Origin of the sequence: Rhodococcus sp. T2V, assembly GCF_029269925.1 — a bacterium.
Classification (GTDB): Bacteria; Actinomycetota; Actinomycetes; order Mycobacteriales; family Mycobacteriaceae; genus Rhodococcus_F; species Rhodococcus_F koreensis.
In genome coordinates this window covers 1-1,164 of record NZ_JARJBD010000301.1, presented here as the reverse complement: position 1 = coordinate 1,164, position 1,164 = coordinate 1, and the positions used below count along the sequence as shown (strand labels likewise).

At 66.5% G+C, this 1,164-nt stretch carries 1 protein-coding gene; it reads right to left on the bottom strand.

The genetic code is table 11. The annotated features are described in order from the left end of the window. Window positions 1-1,154: acyl-CoA dehydrogenase family protein (locus tag P3H15_RS54010; protein ID WP_276144826.1), on the bottom strand; the 1,154-nt coding region annotated here is incomplete at its 3' end. Between the last annotated feature and the right edge of the window lie 10 nt (window positions 1,155-1,164).

Sequence of the window (1,164 nt, the reverse complement as noted above, 5' to 3'; positions counted from 1 at the left end):
CGCATCTGGATCTCGCTGGTGCCCTCGAAAATCTTCGTCAACCGGGCATCACGCCAGTGCCGCTCCACCTGGAAGTCGGTGGTGTACCCGGCACCGCCGTGAATCTGCACCGCCTCACTGGTCACCCGCTCGGCCATCTCCGTCGCCACCAACTTGCACATCGACGCCTCCAACGAACACCGCCGACCGGTATCGATATCGGTGGCCACCGCATACATCAACTGCCGCGCCGCCTCGATATCGGCGGCCATCGTCGCGACCTTGAACCGCAGATGCTGAAAATCCGCCAACTCGCGCCCGAACTGACGGCGGGTGTGCAGATACGCGATCGAATCCTCCAACGCCGCCCGCGCCAACCCGATCGCCCGCGCCGCGGTATGCGCCCGCCCCACCTCCAGACCGGACACCGCCAGGTAGAAACCCTTGCCCTCCTCCCCGAGCATCGCCGTCGCCGGCACCCGGACATTGTCGAACGAGAGCTCCCACGTGCTCCACCCGAAATACCCGATCTTGCGGATCTTCGTCCCGCTGATCCCCTCCGGGAACCCCCCGCGCTGCTTGTCGATCAGGAACGCGCTGATCCCGCGGTGCGGTTTCGCCGGATCCTTGTTCGGATCGGTGCGCGCGAACAACACCAGGTAGTCGGCCTCGTCGGCGTACGTGCACCACATCTTCGTGCCACTGATCACCCAGTCGTCGCCGTCGCGGGTCGCGCGACAGGAAATGTTCGCGACATCGGATCCGGCCTCGGCCTCCGACAACGCGTACGCGCCCAGATACTCACCGCGGGCGACCTTCGGCAGCAGTGCCGCCTCCTGCTCGGCGGTGAAGCCGCCGCCCATCCCGTTGCCGCGGGCCAGCAGTCCGGACACGCTCATCCACGCCCGCGACAACTCCTCCGCCACCAGGCAGTATTCGAACACGCCGAGGCCGAGACCGCCGTGCTCCTCGGGGATCATGATCCCGAAGAACCCGACCTCGGCCATCGCCTTCTTCACCGTGTCCGGGATGGTGCCCTGCACCGGATCCAACTCGTTCGCGACCGGCAGCACCTGCGTCATCGCGAACTCGCGAGCCAGGTCCCGGATCGCCAGGCGGTCCTCGGTGAGGTACCGCGGTGAATCTGTCCGCGGCTGCGACGGCCGATGCGTCATGGATACTCCT